Source organism: Pseudomonas sp. NFX71 (genome assembly GCF_048079215.1).
GTDB classification, from domain to species: Bacteria; Pseudomonadota; Gammaproteobacteria; order Pseudomonadales; family Pseudomonadaceae; genus Aquipseudomonas; species Aquipseudomonas fluorescens_B.
In genome coordinates this window covers 1,888,179-1,909,930 of record NZ_CP182230.1, presented here as the reverse complement: position 1 = coordinate 1,909,930, position 21,752 = coordinate 1,888,179, and the positions used below count along the sequence as shown (strand labels likewise).

The following is a 21,752-nucleotide window of genomic DNA, read 5'->3' as shown; positions in this document are numbered from 1 at the left end:
CATGTGTGGAATTGTCGGCGCAGTCGCAGAACGTAACATCACCGCCATCCTGCTCGAAGGCCTCAAACGCCTCGAATACCGTGGCTATGACAGCGCCGGTGTGGCGATCTTCACCAACGATGCAAAGCTTGAGCGCATGCGTCGTCCAGGCAAAGTCAGCGAGCTGGAACTGGCACTTGAAGCCGAGCCGCTGATCGGTCGCCTCGGTATCGCTCACACTCGCTGGGCCACACACGGTGCGCCGTGCGAGCGTAATGCGCACCCGCATTTCTCCGGCGATCTGGCAGTGGTGCACAACGGCATCATCGAGAACCATGAAGCCCTGCGCGAACAACTCAAGGCGCTGGGTTACGTGTTCACCTCGGACACCGACACCGAAGTCATCGCCCATCTGCTGAATCACAAACTCAAGGATCTGAAGGATCTGACCGTGGCGCTCAAGGCCACCGTGAAAGAGCTGCACGGTGCTTACGGTCTGGCCGTGATCAGTGCCGATCAACCGGATCGCCTGGTCGCTGCCCGCAGTGGCAGCCCGTTGGTGATCGGACTGGGTCTGGGGGAAAACTTTCTCGCCTCCGACCAGTTGGCCCTGCGTCAGGTCACTGACCGTTTCATGTACCTGGAAGAAGGCGATATCGCCGAAATTCGTCGAGACAACGTGCAGATCTGGGACGTCAGCGGCAATGCCGTCACCCGTGAAACCGTGCAGTACCGTGACGGCGCCGAAGCGGCTGACAAGGGCGAATTCCGTCACTTCATGCTCAAGGAAATCCACGAACAACCGGCTGTTGTGCAACGCACCCTCGAAGGTCGTCTGAGCCCGAACGGCGTGCTGGTGCAGGCGTTCGGCCCTCAGGCCGCCGAGTTGTTCGCCAAAGTGCGTAACGTGCAGATCGTCGCTTGCGGCACCAGTTATCACGCCGGCATGGTTGCCCGTTACTGGCTCGAAGAACTGGCCGGCATTCCGTGCCAGGTCGAAGTCGCCAGTGAATTCCGCTACCGCAAAGTGGTGGTGCAGCCCGACACCCTGTTCGTGACCATTTCCCAGTCCGGCGAAACCGCCGACACGCTGGCTGCGCTGCGCAACGCCAAGGAACTGGGTTTCCTCGCCAGCCTGGCTATCTGCAACGTCGGCATCAGCTCGCTGGTGCGTGAGTCCGACCTGACTCTGCTGACGCATGCCGGTCGCGAAATCGGTGTCGCATCGACCAAAGCGTTTACTACTCAACTGGTCGGCTTGCTGTTGTTGACCCTGTCCCTGGGTCAGGTTCGCGGCACATTGGCTAAAGGCGTCGAAGCCACACTGGTCGAAGAACTGCGTCGCCTGCCAACACGTCTTGGCGAAGCTCTGGCGATGAACAGCACCGTGGAAAAAATCGCCGAGTTGTTCGCCGAGAAGCATCACACGCTGTTCCTCGGTCGTGGCGCGCAGTTCCCGGTGGCGATGGAAGGTGCCTTGAAACTCAAGGAAATCTCCTACATCCACGCCGAAGCCTATCCGGCTGGCGAGCTGAAACACGGGCCGTTGGCGCTTGTGGATAACGACATGCCTGTGGTGACCGTGGCGCCGAACAACGAACTGCTGGAGAAGTTGAAGTCCAACCTTCAGGAAGTCCGCGCCCGTGGCGGCCAACTGATCGTCTTCGCCGACGAGCAGGCCGGCATGACCAACGGCGAAGGCACCCATGTTGTGCACATGCCGCACATCCACGACATCCTGTCGCCGATCCTCTACACCATTCCGCTGCAGTTGCTGTCGTACTACGTCGCGGTATTGAAAGGCACGGACGTTGACCAGCCGCGTAACCTGGCGAAATCGGTGACGGTGGAATAAGTTATCCACAGCTGAAACAAGGGGCGAGGTCGCTGTCATTGACAGGATCTTGCCCCTTTTACATTCAGCTCAGAATTTTTCCGCAATCAACCGCAGTGGGTAATCCGGTTCTCGATAGCCGCCCGGCTTCTGGCGTTTGGGCAACTTCACGGTTTCCCTCGGAACATCCTCATAGGGAATGCGACTGAGCAGGTCGGTGATGATGTTCAGGCGCGCCCGTCGCTTGTCGTTCGAGTTGGCCACCAACCACGGTGCATGGTCGGTGTCGGTCATCTTGAACATGTCGTCACGTGCCCGTGAATAGTCATACCAGCGGCTGTAGGACTTGAGGTCCATGCCGGTGAGTTTCCAGATTTTGCGTCCGTCCTTGATGCGAGCCTGAAGCCGTCGTGTCTGCTCCTCCGGACTCACTTCCAGCCAGTACTTGATCAGAATGACACCTGAATCGACGATCGCGCGCTCGACTAGAGGGATGGCCTTCAGGAAGCTATCCACTTGTTCCTGGGTGCAGAACCCCATCACCCGCTCCACGCCGGCGCGGTTGTACCAACTGCGATCAAAGATCACCACTTCGCCAGCCGCCGGCAGATGCGGCAGGTAGCGCTGCACATACATCTGACTTTTCTCGCGTTCGGTAGGTGCGGTTAGCGCTATCACCCGGAAGACACGCGGGCTCACCCGCTCGGTCAACGCCTTGATGGTGCCGCCCTTGCCAGCCCCGTCGCGACCCTCAAAAACGATGCACACCTTGATGCCTTTGTGTCGCACCCACTCCTGCAGCTTGACGGTTTCGACGTGCAGTTCGCGCAGTGCTTTCAGGTAGTCTTTGTTGTTCATTTTCGAGCTGTCAGCCATTGGCTGCTTTTGTGCCCGCTTCTTGTTCTTCGCCATGACCAAGCCCTCACTCTTTTCCCGGTGATGTCAGACTAGGTCGTTTTCGACGTCGCGCTCAAAATCGCAGCCTGACGGTTGCGATTTTTATCTGAATGGAGGACATGCCCAGTGGACCGATTCCAGGAAATGCAGGTTTTCGCCGCTGTAGCCCAGGACCAAGGTTTCTCGGCGGCGGCGCGGCGTTTGGGTATGTCGGCGGCCAGTGTCACCCGTGCAGTGGCCGCGCTGGAAAAACGCATTGGCACGTTGCTGCTGACGCGCACCACCCGCAGTGTGCATTTGAGCGAGGCAGGTCAGCGGTATCTGGAAGACTGTCGGAGAATTCTCGCTGAGGTGCAGGAAGCGGAGGACTCGGCGGCGGGCAGTCACGCAGAACCTCGCGGGCAACTGACGATTACGGCGCCAGTACTGTTTGGCGATTTGTTTGTCACGCCGGTGATGGTGAGTTATCTGACACAGTTTCCTGAGGTCTGCATCAATGGGTTGCTGGTCGATCGAGTGGTGAGCATGGTCGAAGAGGGGATCGATGTGGCGGTGCGTATCGGTGAGCTGCCCGATAGTAATCAGCATGCGATTCGCGTCGGTGAAGTGCGCCGGGTGATTTGTGCTTCTCCGCAATTTCTTGAGGCGCATGGCAGGCCGACCCATCCTCAGGATCTGACCCGCGCAGCGGTTATTGCGACGTCCGCTATCGGTCAAATGAAAAGCTGGCCCTTTCTTGACGCCGGAGCGCCACTGAATGTTCGACCGGAACCACGCCTGGTGGTGACGGCGAATCAGGCCGCCATTACGGCCGCGTGCCTGGGGTTGGGATTCACCCGCGTCCTGTCTTATCAGGTCGCCAGCAAAGTCGCGTCCGCAGAGCTGGAAATCGTTTTGGCTGACTTCGAACTGCCGCCGCTGCCCATCCATGTCGTTTACCAGGGCGGGCGTAACGCCCCCGCGCGGATTCGCAGTTTTGTGGACTTCACGGTGAAGGCCTTGCGGGAACACCCGGACTTGCAGGGCTGATGGTTTATTTCACTGGGTGAAATAATGGATTGCACTTGCTGGCTATTCTGTTGTTTTGGTTGCGGGTGGAAGATAGCGGCCATCGGTGCTGATCTGTCCTGGACGGCACCATCACCCCAGTGGAGTCGACCATGCAAGCGATCAAACTCTATAACTTCCCGCGCTCCGGCCATGCTCACCGTGTGGAACTGATGCTGTCCCTGCTGCAACTGCCGACCGAGCTTATCCTGGTTGATCTGGCCAAAGGTGCGCACAAACAGCCGGATTACCTGGCGATTAATCCTTTCGGGCAGGTTCCGGCCATTGAGGATCAAGGCGTGGTGCTGGCCGACTCCAACGCAATCCTGGTTTATCTGGCGCAAAAATATGGCAACGGTCGCTGGTTGCCGGCCGACCCGGTTGGCGCGGCGAAGGTGCAACGCTGGTTGTCTGTGGCGGCCGGCCCGATTGCCTTTGGTCCGGCCAGGGCAAGGCTGATCACTGTGTTTGGTGCGGCATATAACGCTGAAGAGGTGATTGCCTACTCTCACATCTGGCTCAAACAGATCGATCAGGAACTGGCGGCTTCGCCTTATCTGGTTGGCACCGAACCGACCATTGCCGACGTCGCGGCCTACAGCTACATCGCCCATGCGCCCGAAGGCAATGTCTCGCTCGAAAACTACGCCAATGTACGAGCCTGGCTCGCGCGTATCGAAGCCTTGCCTGGTTTTGTTGGTATGCCGCGCACCGTCGTCGGCCTGCAAAAAACTGCCTGATGCTGCGGCCCGACCTTGTCGGGCCGTCCACACTGCGCTCATGGCGCGGGGAGAAGCCGTTATGGACCGTTCACCTTGGCACGCTGGCGAGAAACAGATGCAGGCACACGTCGGTGTTGCCGAGCGAATGGAGACGTTGGGGCGTAGGGTGGTTCGCACCGAGATGCCGGACCAGCACCGTACATTCTATGAGCAACTGCCGTTCATGCTGTACGGCGCGGTGGACGCCGACGGTAATCCTTGGGCCAGCATTCTCGAAGGGCCACCGGGTTTCGCCCACTCGCCCGAGCCGGATGCGTTGCAGTTCAACAGCCTGCCGGGGGCGGATGACCCTGCGCAATTGCGTGATGGCGCGGCGATCGGATTGCTGGGAATCGAATTGCATACACGGCGGCGCAACCGCCTCAATGGTCGCGTCGGCGCCGTAACGGCAGAGGGTTTTGCTGTCACGGTCGAACAGTCCTTCGGCAACTGTCCGCAATACATTCAATTGCGCCAGTTTCGCTCGGTGCCGCTGGCGGATCCGGCGACGCGCATTGCGCAACACCTGAATGGCCTGGATGACGCGGCCAAAGCCATGATCGCCGACGCCGACACGTTGTTCGTCGCGAGTTATGTGGATATTGATGGCCAGCGCTCAGTGGACGTTTCCCACCGCGGCGGCCAATCCGGTTTCGTACGGGTGGAAGGTAATCGCCTCACCATCCCGGACTTCGCCGGCAACCTGTTCTTCAATACCTTGGGCAATCTGCTGATCAATCCCCGGGCAGGTTTGCTGTTTATCGATTTCAACTCGGGCGACTTGCTGCACCTCAGTGGTCGTACCGAAGTCATCCTTGAAGGCCCGCAGGTCGAAGCCTTTCAAGGCGCCGAGCGTCTGTGGACATTCGAGGTGGAGCAGGTGGTGCGCCGGCCGGCCGCGTTGGCTTTGCGTTGGCGCTTCGATGGCGTTTCACCCACCAGTCTGCTGACCGGCACCTGGGAACAGGCCAGCGCCCGTCTGCAAGCCCAGGCCCTGGGTGATCGTTGGCGGCCGCTGCGAGTGGCGCGGATCGAAGCGGAAAGCCACAACATCCGCTCAATCTATCTGGAGCCCGCCGATGACGCAGGGTTGCCGGTATTTCAGGCGGGGCAGCATTTGCCACTGCGGTTCAACATTGGCGATGAGGTGCATATCCGCACTTACAGCTTGTCGAGCGCGCCGTCCGATGATTTTTTCCGCATCAGCGTAAAACGTGAAGGGCTGGTGTCGTCGTACCTGCATGAGCAGGTTCGTGTCGGTGATCTGCTGGAAGCCCGCGCACCGCAGGGGCATTTCACCGTGGCAGCCCATGAACGTCGGCCGCTGGTGTTGTTGGCTGCCGGGGTAGGCATTACGCCGCTGCTGTCGATGGTGCGGGAGGTGGTGTATCAAGGCCTGCGCACCCGGCACATTCGTCCGACATGGTTTTTCCAGAGTTCGCGCACGTTGGCCGATCAACCGTTTCGACCCGAGCTCGATCGCCTGCTCGAGAGTGCGGGTGGCGCGGTGCGGGTGCTGCGTCTGCTCAGTCAGCCGGAGGCCGATGCTCACGAGGGCGAAGACTTTGATTTGACCGGACGGATCGACACGGCTTTGCTCCAGTCCATCCTTGAAGAGGAGGACTACGATCAGCTGGACTTTGTCCTCTGCGGCCCGGGCAGTTTTACCCAAGGGCTGTACGACAGCCTTCGGGGACTGGACATCCGTGACAGCAGGATTCACGCCGAAACCTTCGGCCCGTCGACCTTGCGTCGCCAGCCGGACCCCGACGCGGTGGTCATCGAGCAACCGCCCGGCGCAACCACCTCGGTGCCGGTGGTGTTCCAGCGCTCGGCCAAAGAAGCCCGCTGGCAACCCGATGGCGGCAGTTTGCTGGAGTTGGCGGAAAGCCGTGGCTTGCGTCCGGAATTCAGTTGCCGCGGCGGCTCCTGTGGGACCTGCAAGACCCGCCTGATCAGCGGCCAGGTGAATTATCCACAGCCGCCAGCGGAAGTGCCGGATGAAGGAAGCGTCCTGATTTGTTGTGCGATTCCGGCGCAGGGCTCGCAGCCTTTGGTGCTCGACCTGTAGCATCTCACGGACGCTGCCTTCAGCAGATACAAAGGATGCTTTATGGTTTTTCTCGCTCGCCTGTCGGGCTTGCTGGTGATGGTGGCGTTGCTTGCCGGTTGCGAACGACAGGACGCGCCGCCGCTTGATCAACAACTCTACGTTTGGCAACGGCAATGGACGCCCGGCCACGAAGCCGCACTCAAAGACAGTCGTGCGGACTTTTCCACGCTGCGAGTGTTGGCGTTGCAGGCCTTCCCCCGGGCGGGTTGGAGTCGGGCGCGAATCGATGCGGCGCTGCTCAAACAGGATGGCCGGCCGCTGATTGCGGTGATTCGCCTCGATGGCCAGCTCAAGTCGCTGGACCAGGACGAAGTGACCGCGCAGATCGGCCAGGTGCTTGATGATTGGCAAGCGCAAGGGCTGATCGTCACCGGTGTGGAAATCGACCACGATGCTGGCAACGCCCGGCTACCGGCGTATCGGGAATTTCTCACAGCGTTGCGCGGAAGTCTTCCGGCCTCCATGCCGCTTAGTATTACGGCATTACCCGCCTGGCTCGGCAGCCGCGAACTGCCGGCATTGTTATCCACAGTCGATAGCAGCGTGTTGCAGGTGCATGCGGTGAGCGATCCGCGCAGGGGCTTGTTTGACCCGGAACAGGCGCAAACATGGGCGAAGGCGTGGGGCCACATCACGTCGAAACCTTTTTACCTGGCGCTGCCGGCTTATGGCGTGGCGTTGTTACCGCAGACCGACGGCGCACCGCTGGTGGAGAGCGAAGTGCCGGTGGAACGTGGCGGCGAGCGTCGGGAATTGCTGGCCGATCCACAGCAACTGCGCACACTGGCCACTGAATTACGCAACGATCCGCCGGTGCATCTGGCCGGCCTGATCTGGTTTCGCTTGCCCCTGGCCCAGGATCGTCGGGCCTGGAGCCTGACCACCTTGGGCGCCGTGGCCCGCGGCGACATCCTCGACAGTCGCCTGATGCTGAAACTCTCGGCGCAGGATGGCCTCTATGACGTCAGCATCAGCAATCAAGGCAACCTCGACGGTGTCTGGCCCGAGCGTCTGACGCTCGCGGTGCGAGGTTGTGAGGGTGCCGACGCCCTGGCCGGTTATGCGTTGCAACAGAGCCCGGATCTGCTTACCTTCACCCGCCTGCGCGACGGGCGAATACCTGCCGGCGGGGAGCGCGCCATCGGTTGGGCGCGTTGCACCCACATTGATCAAGGAGGTTCAAATGTTCACCCGTAACTGGCCCCGCCATTTGCTCTGCCTGAGCCTCAGCTTGCCGCTGGGTTCGGCATTGGCCTGCGGGCCGGATTTCCCCATGCGTCTGCTCGACAACCGGGGCCAGTCGCTGGCGGAGTTGCCGGAAGGCAACTTCCGGTTCGAGATCAATCGTCTCGGGCATGCGATTGCGGGTCTGAAGAACGTCACCGAAGTCGTCTACAACAGCTTGGACGCGACCGACTATGCCGAGCAGCGGGACAAGGCCGAGCAGGCTGGTTTGACCGTGGAACAGCAAGCGCAGGTCAAACAGTTGCGCAGTTTGACCGATGCTCATCAGGTAGAAGCACAGGGCGCGAGTCTGCCGACTGAACTCGTGCTCTATCTCGCGGGCGCCGTGGCGTTCAACGCGGGTGACCCTGGATTGGCCGCCGAGTACTTCCAGAAAGTGCTGGCGCTACCTGCGGATCAGCGCGCGTTACGCAGCACCTGGGCCGCGTATTCGCTGGGCCGCGCGCTGTTTGTCATGAGCGCCGAAGCGGACGCGAAGCCCGACCTGCTGACGCCATCGCGCAAAGCGTTCGAGCAGGCTCGGCAACTGAGCATTGACGGTTTCAGCGACCCGTTGGAACTGGGCGTTGCCAGCCTCGGCGAAGAAGCACGCGTGGCGCGCACGGCGGGTGACTGGAACCGAGCCATTGAGCTCTATGCCACGCAAAACCTCCACGGTTCGGCGGTGGGTTACACCTCGCTGAAACTGTTGGTGGCGGATCTGGCGGCGATGCCTGACGAGCAACTGGCCGCATTGCTTGAAGGCAAACCGGTACAGCAACTGATCACGGCGTCTCTGATCAGCCGGTTGGGTTGGTCATTTGGTGATCAACCGCCGAACGAACAAAAACTGATCAAGCTGCTGCAAGCCAGCACCCGCGGCAGCCTGGATAACGCCGATCGACTGGCGGCGGTGAATTATCAACAGGGCGACTACGCCAGCGCCAAAGCTTTTCTGGAACACGCCGGCGACGGTGGCCTGGCGTGGTGGCTGCGGGCGAAACTGGCGATGCGCGAGGGCGATAAAACCGCCGCCGCGGCATACGCCAAAGCGGCCCAGGCCTTTGCGCAGAATGAATCCTGGGGTGAGCGGCGAACGCCTGACTGGGACTTTGAAACGCTTCAGCCCAAGTGCCGGGTCGAAGGCGAAAGCGCAATCCTGGCGTTGCAACGCGGGGATTATCTGCAAGCGTTCGATCAGCTTTATCGCAGCAACGACATTTACTGGTTCGACGCCGCGACCGTCGCCGAGCGTGTGTTGACTGTCGATGAGCTCAAGCATTACGTCGACACTCAGGTGCCCGCACCGCCGGCGCTGACTCAGCAGGATCGCGACAACTATGTGCCGTTGCCGGTGGCGGCGAAGTTGCGCAACTTGCTGGGGCGGCGATTGCTGCGTGAAGAGCGTTACGATGAAGCGCCGGCGTACTTCGGCGATGCTGAACTGCAAAACAAGGCAAAGGCTTATGGTCAGTTGCGCCAGGAAGCCGAGTCCGCTTGGTGGCCAACCCGTCGTGCCGAGGCTTTGTTCAACGCTGCGAAGATCGCTCGCGAGTGGGGGATGGATATCCTGGGATACGAAATGGCGCCGGACTATGCCACGTTCGGTGGTAACTACAGCCTTGAAAGCACCGAACTCAAGGTCGGCCCCCTGGTGGCGGAAGAGGAGGTCAAGCGTCAGCACGCCAGCGCTGCTCAGCCCGATCAGCGTTTCCACTACCGTTATGTCGCCAATGCCTTGGCCAGCCGCGCTGCCGATCACCTGCCTCATACCAGTCAGGCCTTTGCGGCGGTGTTGTGTGCGGCGACAGGGTGGAACACTGATCAGGAGCAGAAAAGTGCCTTCTATCAACGCTACGTCAAAGAAGGCCCCTACGTGGATTGGGCACTATTCTTCGGCGAGCGATGCCCTTATCCGGACTTCCAGAACGCAGACAAACGTTACGTCACCCAGGCGTTGAGTCCGATCCGGGCGACGCTACGGCCGTACAAAAAGTGGCTGGAAGTGGGCGGTATATTGGTGTTTACCGCGCTCGCGCTGTTGCTGGTCAATCGTCACAAGCGTAAGGCGCGCCAGTAATCAGGCCTGTTGAACAAAAGTCAGTCGCACCGCAAAACCGATCAACAGGCTGCCAAACAGCCATTGCTGGAAGCGCTGGGCCGAAGGACTGCGTTGCAGCCAGCGGCCAAGCGCGGCGCCAGCCAAGGCGTAGGCGCTGTCGAACAACAAACCGACGCCGACCAGCACAACACCCAGGGTCGCGAATTGTGCGAGCACCGACCCTGCGTGCGGATTGATGAACTGCGGCAACAGCACCGAGCAGAACAACAGCGCCTTGGGGTTAAGCAGGTTAGTCAGTAGACCGCGCTGGATCGCTTCGCGCCAACGTGGTTTTCCACAGGCTGCACCCGCGTCGTCCAGGTTGGGCAGCATCGTGGTTCGCAAGCACTGAATGCCGATCCATAACAGGTACGCGGCCCCCGCCAGGCGCACGACGTCGAAGGTCCAGGGCGCAGCCTTGAACAGTGCCGCCAGCCCCAATGCCGCCAGTAACACGTGGCAACCCCGTGCGATGCCCAAGCCCACTGCTGTCGCCAGCGCCGCCCCTCTGCCTTGGCGTGCGCCAGTCTGCAGCAGCAGAATCATGTCCGGGCCCGGCAACAGGTAAACCACCGCCAGCGCCATGAAAAACAGCCAGAGTCCTGCCACGATGCACCCCATTCGTTGTTGATTCGGTAGGTCAGTCTAGGGCGGAAAGTCAGGGCAGGTGGTTGCGTAGTTTGCTTCTCAATCGTCTTGGGTTGGCATAACCTGCCATTGAATGATCACTCAGCCATCAGGATCTGCCAAAAATGAAACTGGACGCCTACGACCGCAAGATTCTCGCAGCCCTGCAACGGGATGGTCGGCTGAGCAACGTGCAACTGGCTGACGAGATCGGTCTGTCCGCGTCGCCTTGCTTGCGTCGGGTACGAATGCTTGAAGAGGCCGGGGTGATTCGCGGCTATCAGGCCAATCTGGATCGCGATGAAGTCGGGCTTGGGCTGACGGTGTTTGTCGGGGTCAAGGTTGAGCGTCACAACGACGAGCAGGCCGAGTCTTTCCGTCTGGCCGTGACAGCGTTGCCCGAAGTGATTTCGGCGTTTCTGGTATCAGGGGAATCGGATTTTTTGCTGCAGGTGGTGGTGCCGGATCTGCGTGCGTACGACCGCTTTCTCACCGGACGATTGCTGAAATTGCCGGGCGTGAGCGATATCCGCAGCAACTTTGCGATTCACACGGTGAAAACACCGGGGGCGTTGCCGCTGGAGCATTTGCCAACTTGAACGCAAAGATCGCAGCCTTCGGCAGCTCCTACTGTCGTACTCATATCCTGTAGGAGCTGCCGAAGGCTGCGATCTTTTTTGATATTTGCTACATCTGAGTCGCCATCCCCTCCACATTCATCGCCGCCTGACGCAACGCCTCGGAACGCGTCGGGTGTGGATGACACGTCAGTGCGATGTCTTCTGCCGAGGCGCTGAACTCCATGGCCACGCAGTATTCGCCAATCATTTCACTGACACTCGGGCCGACCAGGTGCACACCGAGAATTTCGTCGGTGCGCTCGTCGGCCAGCACTTTGGCGAAGCCTTCGGTCTCGTGGTTGATCTTCGCCCGGCTGTTGGCGGTGAACGGGAATTTACCGACCTTGTAGGCCCGGCCTTCAGCCTTGAGTTGCTCTTCGGTCTTGCCGACGCTGGCCAGCTCCGGTCGGGTGTAAATGACGTTGGGAATCAGGTTGTAATTGACCTCGCCGGCTTTGCCGACGATCTGCTCGACGCAGGCCATGGCTTCATCTTCAGCCTTGTGCGCAAGCATCGGCCCGGAGGTGACATCGCCAATTACCCACACGCCGGCCGCTTCAGTCCGGTGGCCCTTGTTGGCAAGCATGCCGCGCTTATCCGTAGTGAGTCCGACGTTCTCCAGCCCCAAGCCCTGGGTGTAAGGCCGACGCCCGATGGCCACCAGCACGTAATCGGCTTCCAGCCCTTCGGCAGTGCCACCGGCCGCCGGTTCAACGCTGAGTTGCACGCCATTTGCCGAGGTAGTGGCGCTGGTGACTTTCGAACTCAACTTGAAGTTGATGCCTTGCTTGCTCAACGAACGCTGCAGCGTTTTGCCCGCTTCACCGTCCACGCCGGGGCAGATCCGGTCGAGAAATTCGACCACCGTCACTTGTGCGCCCAAGCGCCGCCACACCGAACCCAACTCCAGGCCGATGACGCCAGCGCCAATCACCACCAGATGTTTTGGCACTTCGGATAAAGACAGCGCACCTGTGGAATCAAGGATGCGTTGGTTGTCGATCTCTACGCCGGGCAGGGGAGTGGGCTCGGACCCGGTGGCAATGATGATGTCCTTGGCGCTCAATTCGGTCTTGCCACCCTGGCTATCCGTTACCGTGACTTTCCCCGGGCCGTCGATATGCCCCCATCCCTTGATCCAGTCGACCTTGTTTTTACGAAACAGGAACTCGATGCCCTTGGTCAGCCCGGTCACGCTTTCATCCTTCTGCTTCATCATTTGCGCAAGGTTGAGCGTGGGTTTGACCTCGATCCCCAGGTTGGCGAATTCCGCACCCATGGCTGCGTCGTACAGTTCGGAAGCATGCAACAGCGCCTTGGACGGCATGCATCCGACGTTCAGGCAGGTGCCGCCGAGGGTCGCGCGGCCTTCGACGCAAGCGGCTTTCAGGCCCAGCTGGCCGGCGCGGATTGCCGCGTTGTAACCGCCGGGGCCTCCGCCCAGAATCACGATGTCATAGCTGCTCATGGATTTGCTCCTGGATTAAATGGGAATCGGGCTGGATAAACGTAGTCCGCAGATAAAATTACGAGCGTAATATGTGCGCTCCTCGATGTTTCGGTCAAGGCTTCAGCCAAGCGACAGGTTGGGCATCTTCAGATAGAGCGATTAGTACAAAAATTTCACGACTTTCGTTATATCGTAACGAATTGCGACTTGGGCAAAGAAAACACTGGGGTGGTATGCAAGTCGATCTCGAAATTGAGGGAACAGCGGTAGCCGGGCTGCCGCGCTTTCAGCAGGCAGTCTTTCAAGGGCGACGATTGCGGCAGTTGGCAATCGGTCTCGGCGCACTCGTGGCGACAGGGCTGGTGCTGGCGGTTTTTGCAGGGCTGTTTGCGCCACAGTCGCTTTGGGCAGCGTTGCTGGTCAATCAGAGCGCCGGTCTGCTGGTGCTGATTGCCGGGCTGCAATCGGCGTGGTGGGTGACGCAATGGCGCGCACGGGCGATGAATCCCCCAGCGCTGCCGGTGGAGATCGAAGTCGTTGACGCTCCGGTGGGCTGGTATGAACAGCTGCTGGAGCGTATCAGCCAACGATGGACACGGATGCTGGCGCAGATCGGCGCCCCGACGCTGTGGCTCGGCGGCTGGGCGTTGTTGGCGCTGTTCAGCATCAACCAGGTCTGGAATCTTGCGCTACCCTCTGCCGCGCCAGGCTTTTCGGCCAATGTCGGTGCTGCGCTGTCATTGCTGCTGGCCTTCGGTTTGCTGGTACTGGAGCGGCAGTTTTCTCAGGAAAACGTGGGCCAGTGGCCTGAAGCAGGGCAGTTGGCCCAGCTGACTCGCGTGGCAATCATCAGTCTGGTGTTGAGCGCGTTGTGTCTGTTGTTCAGCAGCGAGGTTTCCGTCTGGCCGGTGCGACTGGCGGTGCTGGTCGGGCTACTGCCGGGGCTCGTCGCGGTGGAACTGTTGCTGCGAGCCGCGCTGTCATTGTTCAGTCCCCGACGCGAACAACTGGAACCTGCCTTGCTCGCCCGAAGCTTCGTCGCCGACATGCTGCGCTGGCCACCACAACCGCTGTTGGCGTTGCAGCATGAATTGCATAACCGCTTCGGCATCGATCTGCGGCAAATCTGGGCGTTCACCTACATGCGTCGCGCGTTTGTGCCGGTGCTGGCGGTGGTCACCCTTGTCGGTTGGTCGCTGACCGGCATTCACGAAATACCCCTGCAAGGGCGGGGCATCTATGAGCGCTTCGGCAAACCGGTGGAGGTGTTCGGTCCCGGCTTGCACGCGGGCCTGCCGTGGCCGCTGGGCCGAGTGCTGAGTGTCGAGAATGGCGTGGTCCATGAGTTGGCCACGAGTGTCGGCGAAGCGGCGGCCCCCATTGCGCCGGCACCCGCTGAAGGTCCGGCGCCCGCAGTTGCCAATCGCTTGTGGGACGCCAGCCATGTGAATGACAAATCCCAGGTCATCGCCAGCAGCCGTGCCGACAAGCAGAGCTTCCAGATCGTCAACATGGACGTGCGGTTCGTTTACCGCATCGGCCTGTCGGATCAAGCCGCGTTGGCCGCAACCTACAACAATGCCGATGTCCCGGCGCTGATCCGCAGCACTGCCAGCCGGATTCTGGTTCATGATTTCGCCTCGCGAACCCTCGACGGTTTGCTCGGTGAGGACCGGGTAGGGCTTGCCGAAGAGATAGGCCGCGCCGTACAGGCGGACTTGCAAACACTTGGCAGTGGCGTGGAGATTCTCGCGACCGTGGTCGAAGCGATTCATCCACCGGCCGGCGCCGCCAACGCTTATCACGGCGTGCAAGCGGCACAGATTGGCGCACAGACGCTGATCTCACGCGAACGCGGTGCAGCGGCAGAGGCGACCAATCAGGCGCAATTACAGGCCAGCATCGCTCGTGATCAGGCGACGGCCAACGCTCGTGAAATCAATGCAGCTGCGCAAGCAGCCGATCTGAAATTCAGCGCCGAGCGAAAAGCCTATGCCAGCGCTGGCCAGGCTTTCGTGCTGGAGCAGTATTTCAGCCAGCTTTCCCAAGGACTGGCCAATACCCGGTTGCTGGTTCTCGACCATCGCTTGGGCGGCAGCAACAACGCGCCGACCATCGACCTCCGAACGTTCACGCTGCCGGCTGATCCCGCGCCGTCGCGTCCAACTGCTCAGCCAGGAGCTGCCAAATGAGCCAGTCGCACACTCACGATCATGCTGACCACGCCGGGCACGATCACGGCCACGGCGGGCATCACCACGGGCATCACCATCATCACCACGGAGACCCACAAGAAGCCGGTCCCTTCCCGTGGCGGCGCATGGGTTGGGCTGCGTTGCTGGTAGCGTTTGCCATCGCGGCGGCGAGCCTGGTGCAAGTACGTTCCGGCGAAGCCACGGTCATCACGCGCTTTGGCAATCCGTCGCGGGTGTTGCTGGAGCCGGGGCTGGGCTGGCGTTGGCCCGCACCTTTTGAAGCGGCGATTCCTGTTGATTTGCGTCTGCGTACCACGTCGAGTGGTTTGCAGGATGTGGGCACGCGCGACGGTTTGCGCATCATCGTTCAGGCTTACGTGGCGTGGCAGGTGCAAGGTGATCCGGACAATGTGCAGCGCTTCATGCGCGCCGTGCAGAATCAGCCGGACGAAGCGGCGCGGCAGATTCGCACCTTTGTCGGCTCGGCGCTGGAAACCACGGCCAGCAGTTTCGATCTGGCCAATCTGGTGAACACCGATGCCAACCAGGTGCACATTGCTGACTTTGAAGCGCAACTGCGCCAGCAAATCGATCAGCAATTGCTGACCACGTATGGCGTTCGCGTGCTGCAAGTTGGCATCGAGCGTTTGACCTTGCCGTCGGTAACCCTGACTGCCACCGTCGATCGCATGCGCGCCGAGCGTGAAACAATTGCCACCGAACGCACGGCGATCGGCAAACGCGAAGCGGCGCAAATCCGCTCCGCCGCCGAGCGGGATGCGCGAATCGTTCAGGCCGATGCCACCGTTAAATCTGCCGACATTGAAGCCCAGTCCCGCGTCGAAGCTGCGCAGATTTACGGACGTGCCTACGCCGGATCGCCGCAGCTGTATAACTTGCTGCGCTCTCTCGACACCTTGGGCACCATCGTTACGCCGGGAACCAAACTGATTCTGCGCACCGATGCTGCGCCGTTTCGAGTGCTGGTTGACGGTCCGCCGACGCTCGATATCAAGTCCGGGTCGCAGCCATGAGTTTGGTTCCACGTGGAACAAATGAGTTGAGCAGCCCCTGGATTCAGGCCGGGCGATTGGCGTTTCTCGCGCTGTATGCGGTGACGGTGCTGGCCGCGTTGGCGTGGGCATTTTCCAATGTTCGGCAAATCGATCCGCAGAATCGTGCGGTGGTGTTGCACTTTGGCGCGCTGGATCGCATTCAGAATGCCGGCCTGCTGTTGGCGTGGCCGCGACCGTTCGAGCAGGTCATCCTGTTACCGGCGGCCGATCGGGTGATTGAGCGTCGGGTCGACAATCTGTTGCGCAGCGATGCCGCGTTGCAGGCGGACCGAGTCGCCACATTCGCCACGCCGCTCAGTGATGCCCTCGCCGGGTCCGGTTATTTGCTGACCGGTGACGCCGGCGTGGTGCAACTGGATGTTCGGGTGTTTTACAAAGTCACCGAACCCTATGCGTACGTGCTTCAAGGTGAACATGTGCTGCCGGCACTGGATCGCCTTGTGACTCGCAGCGCCGTGGCGCTGACGGCTGCCCGTGACCTGGACACCATCCTGGTAGCGCGACCGGAGCTAATCGGCGCGGGTAGCCAGGCGGCCGAAAGACGGGAACGCTTGCGCGGCGATCTGGTGCAAGGCATCAATCAGCGACTGGCGGATCTCACGGCCACCGGCCAGGGACTGGGTATCGAAGTGGCGCGCGTCGATGTGCAATCGAGTCTGCCGGGACCGGCGGTCAACGCCTTCAACGCAGTGCTGACGGCGAGTCAGCAAGCCGATAAAGCCGTGGCAAACGCACGCACCGAAGCCGAGAAACTCACCCAAACCGCCAACGAACAAGCCGACCGTACGTTGCAGGTTGCCCACGCTCAAGCGAGTGAACGGCTGGCCAAAGCGTCCGCCGACACGGCCACCGTGTTGAGTCTGGCCAAGGCGCAACAACAGGGCACCGACCCGCAAATGCTGCTGCGCCTCTACCGCGAGCGCATGCCGAAAATTCTCGGTCAGGCCGGCTCGGTGACCACGGTCAATCCGAAAGACGATTCCCGCCTGATCATTCAGGGAGCTGCACAATGAGCGCACAAACCGCCGCCGCACCGAGCCTGTTGTCCTCGGCCGAACAACGCAGCGCCGCTCGCCAGTTGACCCTGGCCATGCTCGCATTGGGTTTGTTGGCGCTGGGTTTGATCTGGCGCTGGTGGTCGCCGGAGCAAACCGGTGTCAGTCAATTGCTGTTGGGGTTTGCCTCATTGCTGGTGGCGGTGCCGGTGATGCGCTCGGCCTGGTACAGCTTGCGTTATCCGAGCTTGCACGGGATCACCGATCAACTGATCGCGTTGGCCATGCTCGGTGCCTGGGCGACCGGCGATCTGCTGACCGCTGCGTTGCTGCCGATCATCATGATCTTCGGCCACGTGCTGGAAGAGCGCAGCGTAATCGGTTCTCAGGAAGCGATTCACGCGCTGGGCAAATTGACGCGCAGCCATGCGCGCAAGGTTCAGGCAGACGGCTCCATCGTCGAAGTCGACAACGGCACACTCAAGGCCGGTGACCGGGTGGAAGTTCGCGCCGGCGACCGAGTCCCGGCCGATGGCCGCGTGCTCGGCGGTCAGGCAAGTCTCGACACGGCGTCGATCACCGGTGAGTCGGTGCCGGTTGAGGCGGGTGTCGGCATGTCCGTGTTCGGTGGGGCGATCAACCTCGACGGCCTGCTGCGTATCGAAGTGACGCGCACGGGCAGCGAATCGACACTCGGCAAAGTCATTGCGCTGATGCAAAGTGCCGAACGATCCAAACCGCCGATCACCCGATTGCTCGAACGCTACGCTGGCAGCTACATGGTGTTGGTGTTGCTGCTGGCCGCCGTCACCTGGTTCATCACCAACGATGCGCAGGCAATGCTTGCGGTGTTGGTGGCGGCCTGTCCATGTGCGTTGGTGTTGTCGGCACCGGCCACGGCGATTGCCGGGGTGGCGGTTGCCGCTCGCCATGGAATTCTGATTCGCAGTTCGGCGTTTCTCGAAGAGCTGGCAGACCTGACATCGCTGGTGGTGGACAAGACCGGGACGCTGACCTTCGGCACCTTGCGCCTGCAATCCATCGACAGTCCGCTGGAAGATCGCAGCCACGTATTGAAACTCGCCGCCAGCCTCGGCTCCGCCAGCAGTCACCCGGTCAGTCGCGCACTCGCCGGGTTGGTCACTCAGGAACATTTTCTGCTGCTCTCGAACATTCACGAACGGCAAGGGTTGGGCGTGGTGGCGATGACGGAGCGGGGCGAAGCGGCGCTTGGCCGTCCAGAGTTGTTTGCTCAATTAGGCATTCCCGTTTCAGCAGTCCCCGAACACGATGGCCCGATTGCCGGGCTGGCCCTCGATGGTGAATTTCTCGCCTGGCTCTTGCTGGCGGACAGCGTCAAACCTGAAGCGCGGTTTGCCTTGAACGAGTTGCGAGAGCTCGGACTGGGCCGGCAGCTATTGCTCACGGGTGATCGCCAAAGTGTCGCAGATAGCTTGGCTGGGGACGTCGGGATCGTCGATGTCGAGGCCCAGGCGTTGCCCGAGGACAAACTCAATCGCGTGCTCAAGGAGATCGACAGCGGCTTCCGGCCGATGGTCGTCGGTGACGGCATCAATGATTCGCTGGCACTCAAGGCGGGCGTGGTCGGCGTTGCCATGGGGGCCGGCGGGGCCGACATTGCCTTGGCGTCCGCTGACATCGTGCTGATCGGCAGTGACCTGCGACGGCTTGGCACCTGCGTGCGTTTGAGTCGCCAGTGCCGGAACACGTTGCAGGTCAACGTGATCATCGGTCTGGGCTGGACGCTGGCAATAGTGGCCTTCGCCGCATTCGGCTGGCTTGGCGCGGCAGGGGCGATGATCGCGGCGTTGCTGCATAACCTGAGTACCTTGCTGGTGCTGGGTAACGCCGGACGGTTGCTGCGCTTTCAGGAGCCATTGCTCAAGCTGAAGGACGAAATTTGAGGGGTTTCAACTTTTCAGAACTGGTCGCCTGATTTGTAGTCATCTAAGGTAAGGGCAATCACTTCTGTGAGTTTTGCGACGTGTTGGTTTGAACGGTGCGGGTCATAGAAAAGGGCTATGAAATCGATAGCCTGCTATTTTTCAAGGATGGTCTAACCTCACAGCAGACGTCTGAAACAAGGGGGGATATTCCATGCTCGCGCAACTTCCACCGGCCTTACAGAATCTGCAGCTACCGTTACGCCTGCGACTCTGGGACGGCCATGAATTCAATCTGGGGCCGACGCCCAGCGTCACGATTGTGGTCAAGGACCCACAAATGGTTACCCAGTTCACTCATCCAAGCCTGGACGCGCTCGGAGCGGCGTTTGTCGAGGGTAAACTCGAGCTTGAAGGTTCCATCAGCGACGTGATCCGCGTCTGCGATGAATGGAGCCAGGCATTGATGAGCGAGGACGACGACAGTCAACCTGTGCGCACCGTCCACGACAAGGAAACCGACGCCAAGGCGATTTCCTATCACTACGACCTTTCCAACGCGTTTTATCAGCTGTGGCTCGACAGTGACATGGCGTATTCCTGCGCCTATTTCGAGACCGGCAGTGAAACCCTGGAACAGGCCCAGCAAGCCAAATTCCGCCATCTGTGTCGCAAGTTGCGGCTGCAACCCGGCGAATATCTGCTGGATGTCGGTTGCGGTTGGGGCGGGCTGGCGCGTTATGCGGCGCGGGAGTTTGGCGCGAAAGTGTTCGGGATCACGCTCAGCAAAGAGCAACTGGCGCTGGCCCGTGAGCGAGTGACCGCTGAAGGCCTGGACGATCAGATCGAACTGCAACTGCTCGACTACCGCGATTTGCCTCAGGACGGGCGCTTCGACAAGGTGGTCAGTGTCGGCATGTTCGAACACGTCGGCCACGCGAATCTGGCCGAGTACTGCAAGACGTTGTTCGGCGCGGTGAAAGAGGGCGGTCTGGTGATGAACCACGGCATCACCGCCAAGCACACCGATGGCCGTCCGGTGGGGCGCGGTGCCGGGGATTTCATCGAGAAGTACGTGTTCCCCAACGGCGAGCTGCCGCACCTGTCGATGATTTCTGCCGAGATCAGCGAAGCGGGGCTGGAGATCGTCGATGTCGAGAGTCTGCGCCTGCACTACGCACGCACCCTGGACCACTGGAGTGAGCGTCTGGAAGACAATCTGGAAGCCGCTGGCAAGCTCGTCCCTGAGCAGGCGTTGCGCATCTGGCGGCTGTACCTGGCGGGATGCGCTTATGCATTCGCCAAGGGCTGGATCAACCTGCACCAGATCCTCGCGGTGAAAACACACCCCGATGGCAGCCATGAACTGCCATGGACCCGCGACGACATCTACACCCCTTAAAGTATCGGGGAAATGAGCCGGGCGATCCGCATGCCGACCTGTTGCAGGCGGTGGGTCTCCCGGCTTTCTTCTTTGGCGACTTCATGGGCCTGCGCGAAATCGTCGTTGAGCATCTGTTCCACTTCGCCGGCAAACACGCTGTCGACCGTCAGCAACATCACTTCGAAATTCAGGCGGAACGAACGGTTGTCCAGATTGGCGCTGCCGATGGCGCTGATTTCGCTGTCGATCAATACCACTTTCTGATGCAGGAAACCGGGTTCGTAGCGGAACACCCGCACGCCGGCGCGTACCGCTTCGAAGGCGTACAGGCTGGAGGCGGCGTAGACGATCCGGTGGTCGGGCCGCGACGGCAGCAGAATGCGCACATCGACACCCCGCAGCACCGCCAGTCGCAACGCCGCGAACACCGCTTCGTCGGGGATGAAATAAGGGCTGGTGATCCACACTCGTTCTGTCGCCGCATGGATGGCTTCGACGAAGAATAGCGAACAGGTTTCGTAGGAATCTGCCGGGCCGCTGGCGAGCAATTGGCAGAGCACGCCGTCGTCCGGATAAACGTCCGGCAGTATCAGCGGCGGTAACGACCGCGCCGCCCAGAACCAGTCTTCGGCGAAAGACTCCTGCATGCAGGCCACCACCGGCCCGCGCACGCGGACGTGGGTGTCGCGCCAGGGTGCCAGAGGTGGTTTTTCGCCCATGTACTCGTCGCCGACGTTGTGTCCGCCGACGAAGCCGAGCACACCGTCGACCACGACGATCTTGCGGTGGTTACGAAAGTTGACCTGGAAGCGATTGAGCCAGCCGCTACGCGTCGCGAACGCTTTGACCTCGACACCCGCATCGCGCAACGGCTGCACGTAACTGTGGGGCAGGGAGTGGCTGCCGATGCGGTCGTACAGCAGATAAACGGCAACGCCTTCCGCCGCTTTTTTCAACAGCAGGGTTTGCAGGCGCTGGCCGAGGCGGTCGTCGTGGAGGATGAAAAACTGGATCAGCACGGCTTCCCTGGCATGGCTGATGGCTTCGAAGATCGCCTCGAAAGTGGCCGGACCATTGATCAGCAGGCGGACCTCATTATTCGCCAGGCACGGCATGCGCCCCAGCTTCGGCATTGCCCTTAATGAAGCGTAAGCGTTGGAGGCGCGTGCCGTCAGGGCTTCTTCTACCCACGGTCGCCAGTTCAACTCAGAGATGGCCTTGCGCATTTCCTCGTTGGCCTGTCGCCGCGCCTTGATGTAACCATCGAAGGTGCTGCGGCCGAAGACCAGGTACGGGATAAGCGTGAGGTAGGGAATGAACAGCAACGACAGGGCCCAGGCGATCGAGCCCTGGGCGGTTCGAACGGTCAATACGGCATGGATGGCGGCAATCAGCCCTAACGAGTGCAACAGGGCGATCAGATAACCGAAAACATGCGGTCCAAAATAATCCATGGGGCAGCCTTGCTCCTGAAGATTCAATGCTTAACAGACCATGTTCCGTGCAGAATGTCGCTATTTAATTGGCCCATGAACCGAAGCCTGT

General features: G+C 60.7%; 16 protein-coding genes. 12 read left to right on the top strand and 4 right to left on the bottom strand.

Annotated elements, in window-relative coordinates; all coding sequences use genetic code 11:
* The first annotated feature begins 1 nt into the window (after position 1).
* Entirely contained in the window at positions 2-1,834 is a 1,833-nt protein-coding gene (gene glmS, locus ACM1ZW_RS08825; protein ID WP_017341695.1) for a glutamine--fructose-6-phosphate transaminase (isomerizing), read from the top strand.
* Between the two features lie 69 nt (positions 1,835-1,903).
* On the opposite strand, the gene ppk2 is transcribed toward glmS, so the two are convergent.
* Positions 1,904-2,725, bottom strand: a complete 822-nt coding sequence (gene ppk2 / locus ACM1ZW_RS08820; RefSeq protein WP_017341624.1) for a polyphosphate kinase 2 — start codon at positions 2,723-2,725, stop codon at positions 1,904-1,906.
* A 111-nt stretch (positions 2,726-2,836) separates the two neighbouring features.
* On the opposite strand from ppk2, the gene ACM1ZW_RS08815 reads away from it, so the two are divergent.
* The 5 genes from ACM1ZW_RS08815 to ACM1ZW_RS08795 all read left to right on the top strand — a co-directional run bounded on the left by ACM1ZW_RS08815 (position 2,837) and on the right by ACM1ZW_RS08795 (position 9,935).
* Complete coding sequence (locus ACM1ZW_RS08815) at positions 2,837-3,739, top strand: LysR family transcriptional regulator (protein ID WP_416740423.1); 903 nt, start codon at positions 2,837-2,839, stop codon at positions 3,737-3,739.
* Between the two features lie 131 nt (positions 3,740-3,870).
* The gene (locus tag ACM1ZW_RS08810) at positions 3,871-4,497 is read left to right on the top strand and encodes a glutathione S-transferase family protein (protein WP_416740422.1); all 627 of its coding nucleotides are present in this window, start codon (positions 3,871-3,873) and stop codon (positions 4,495-4,497) included.
* A gap of 61 nt (positions 4,498-4,558) precedes the next feature.
* On the top strand, positions 4,559-6,589 hold the full coding sequence (locus ACM1ZW_RS08805) for a pyridoxamine 5'-phosphate oxidase family protein (protein WP_017341621.1): 2,031 nt from the start codon (positions 4,559-4,561) through the stop codon (positions 6,587-6,589).
* Positions 6,590-6,631: 42 nt separating this feature from the next.
* Positions 6,632-7,828 carry a DUF3142 domain-containing protein gene (locus ACM1ZW_RS08800; protein WP_017341620.1) on the top strand — a complete coding sequence of 399 codons (1,197 nt, stop codon included), beginning with the start codon at positions 6,632-6,634 and terminating at the stop codon, positions 7,826-7,828.
* Positions 7,815-9,935 carry a hypothetical protein gene (locus tag ACM1ZW_RS08795; RefSeq protein ID WP_416740421.1) on the top strand — a complete coding sequence of 707 codons (2,121 nt, stop codon included), beginning with the start codon at positions 7,815-7,817 and terminating at the stop codon, positions 9,933-9,935. The genes ACM1ZW_RS08800 and ACM1ZW_RS08795 overlap by 14 nt, the downstream gene beginning before the upstream one ends.
* Here ACM1ZW_RS08795 and ACM1ZW_RS08790 read toward each other — a convergent pair whose 3' ends face one another.
* The gene (locus ACM1ZW_RS08790; protein WP_031319186.1) at positions 9,936-10,565 is read right to left on the bottom strand and encodes a LysE family translocator; all 630 of its coding nucleotides are present in this window, start codon (positions 10,563-10,565) and stop codon (positions 9,936-9,938) included.
* A 143-nt stretch (positions 10,566-10,708) separates the two neighbouring features.
* Here ACM1ZW_RS08790 and ACM1ZW_RS08785 point away from each other — a divergent pair, with 143 nt between their 5' ends.
* On the top strand, positions 10,709-11,182 hold the full coding sequence (locus ACM1ZW_RS08785; protein ID WP_017341617.1) for an Lrp/AsnC family transcriptional regulator: 474 nt from the start codon (positions 10,709-10,711) through the stop codon (positions 11,180-11,182).
* A gap of 88 nt (positions 11,183-11,270) precedes the next feature.
* Here the strand turns inward: ACM1ZW_RS08785 and lpdA are convergent, their stop codons facing one another.
* Positions 11,271-12,671: a dihydrolipoyl dehydrogenase gene (gene lpdA / locus ACM1ZW_RS08780; protein WP_017341616.1), complete on the bottom strand. Its 1,401-nt coding sequence runs from the start codon at positions 12,669-12,671 to the stop codon at positions 11,271-11,273.
* Positions 12,672-12,886: 215 nt separating this feature from the next.
* Between lpdA and hflK (ACM1ZW_RS08775) the strand changes: the two genes are divergently transcribed.
* From hflK (ACM1ZW_RS08775) to cfaB, 5 genes are all read left to right on the top strand, one after another.
* Complete coding sequence (hflK, locus tag ACM1ZW_RS08775; RefSeq protein ID WP_416740420.1) at positions 12,887-14,845, top strand: protease modulator HflK; 1,959 nt, start codon at positions 12,887-12,889, stop codon at positions 14,843-14,845.
* Entirely contained in the window at positions 14,842-15,882 is a 1,041-nt protein-coding gene (hflC, locus tag ACM1ZW_RS08770; protein ID WP_017341614.1) for a protease modulator HflC, read from the top strand. Before hflK (ACM1ZW_RS08775) ends, hflC begins: the two co-directional genes overlap by 4 nt.
* Positions 15,879-16,937 carry a protease modulator HflK gene (gene hflK / locus ACM1ZW_RS08765; protein ID WP_017341613.1) on the top strand — a complete coding sequence of 353 codons (1,059 nt, stop codon included), beginning with the start codon at positions 15,879-15,881 and terminating at the stop codon, positions 16,935-16,937. The genes hflC and hflK (ACM1ZW_RS08765) overlap by 4 nt, the downstream gene beginning before the upstream one ends.
* Positions 16,934-18,844: a heavy metal translocating P-type ATPase gene (locus ACM1ZW_RS08760; RefSeq protein WP_017341612.1), complete on the top strand. Its 1,911-nt coding sequence runs from the start codon at positions 16,934-16,936 to the stop codon at positions 18,842-18,844. Before hflK (ACM1ZW_RS08765) ends, ACM1ZW_RS08760 begins: the two co-directional genes overlap by 4 nt.
* Before the next feature lie 193 nt (positions 18,845-19,037).
* Entirely contained in the window at positions 19,038-20,225 is a 1,188-nt protein-coding gene (gene cfaB, locus ACM1ZW_RS08755) for a C17 cyclopropane fatty acid synthase CfaB (protein WP_017341611.1), read from the top strand.
* Here the strand turns inward: cfaB and cls are convergent.
* The gene (gene cls / locus ACM1ZW_RS08750; RefSeq protein WP_017341610.1) at positions 20,222-21,661 is read right to left on the bottom strand and encodes a cardiolipin synthase; all 1,440 of its coding nucleotides are present in this window, start codon (positions 21,659-21,661) and stop codon (positions 20,222-20,224) included. The genes cfaB and cls overlap by 4 nt on opposite strands.
* Positions 21,662-21,752 lie beyond the last annotated feature (91 nt).

Excerpts from the sequence above, each read along its gene's own strand:
- cfaB (WP_017341611.1), top strand. The coding sequence starts at position 19,038 with ATGCTCGCGCAACTTCCACCGGCCTTACAGAATCTGCAGCTACCGTTA.
- ACM1ZW_RS08810 (WP_416740422.1), top strand. The coding sequence starts at position 3,871 with ATGCAAGCGATCAAACTCTATAACTTCCCGCGCTCCGGCCATGCTCAC.
- ACM1ZW_RS08800 (WP_017341620.1), top strand. The coding sequence starts at position 6,632 with ATGGTTTTTCTCGCTCGCCTGTCGGGCTTGCTGGTGATGGTGGCGTTG.
- ACM1ZW_RS08805 (WP_017341621.1), top strand. The coding sequence starts at position 4,559 with ATGGACCGTTCACCTTGGCACGCTGGCGAGAAACAGATGCAGGCACAC.
- hflK (WP_017341613.1), top strand. The coding sequence starts at position 15,879 with ATGAGTTTGGTTCCACGTGGAACAAATGAGTTGAGCAGCCCCTGGATT.
- lpdA (WP_017341616.1), bottom strand. The coding sequence starts at position 12,671 with ATGAGCAGCTATGACATCGTGATTCTGGGCGGAGGCCCCGGCGGTTAC.
- ACM1ZW_RS08760 (WP_017341612.1), top strand. The coding sequence starts at position 16,934 with ATGAGCGCACAAACCGCCGCCGCACCGAGCCTGTTGTCCTCGGCCGAA.
- ACM1ZW_RS08795 (WP_416740421.1), top strand. The coding sequence starts at position 7,815 with ATGTTCACCCGTAACTGGCCCCGCCATTTGCTCTGCCTGAGCCTCAGC.
- ppk2 (WP_017341624.1), bottom strand. The coding sequence starts at position 2,725 with ATGGCGAAGAACAAGAAGCGGGCACAAAAGCAGCCAATGGCTGACAGC.
- ACM1ZW_RS08785 (WP_017341617.1), top strand. The coding sequence starts at position 10,709 with ATGAAACTGGACGCCTACGACCGCAAGATTCTCGCAGCCCTGCAACGG.
- glmS (WP_017341695.1), top strand. The coding sequence starts at position 2 with ATGTGTGGAATTGTCGGCGCAGTCGCAGAACGTAACATCACCGCCATC.
- hflK (WP_416740420.1), top strand. The coding sequence starts at position 12,887 with ATGCAAGTCGATCTCGAAATTGAGGGAACAGCGGTAGCCGGGCTGCCG.
- hflC (WP_017341614.1), top strand. The coding sequence starts at position 14,842 with ATGAGCCAGTCGCACACTCACGATCATGCTGACCACGCCGGGCACGAT.
- cls (WP_017341610.1), bottom strand. The coding sequence starts at position 21,661 with ATGGATTATTTTGGACCGCATGTTTTCGGTTATCTGATCGCCCTGTTG.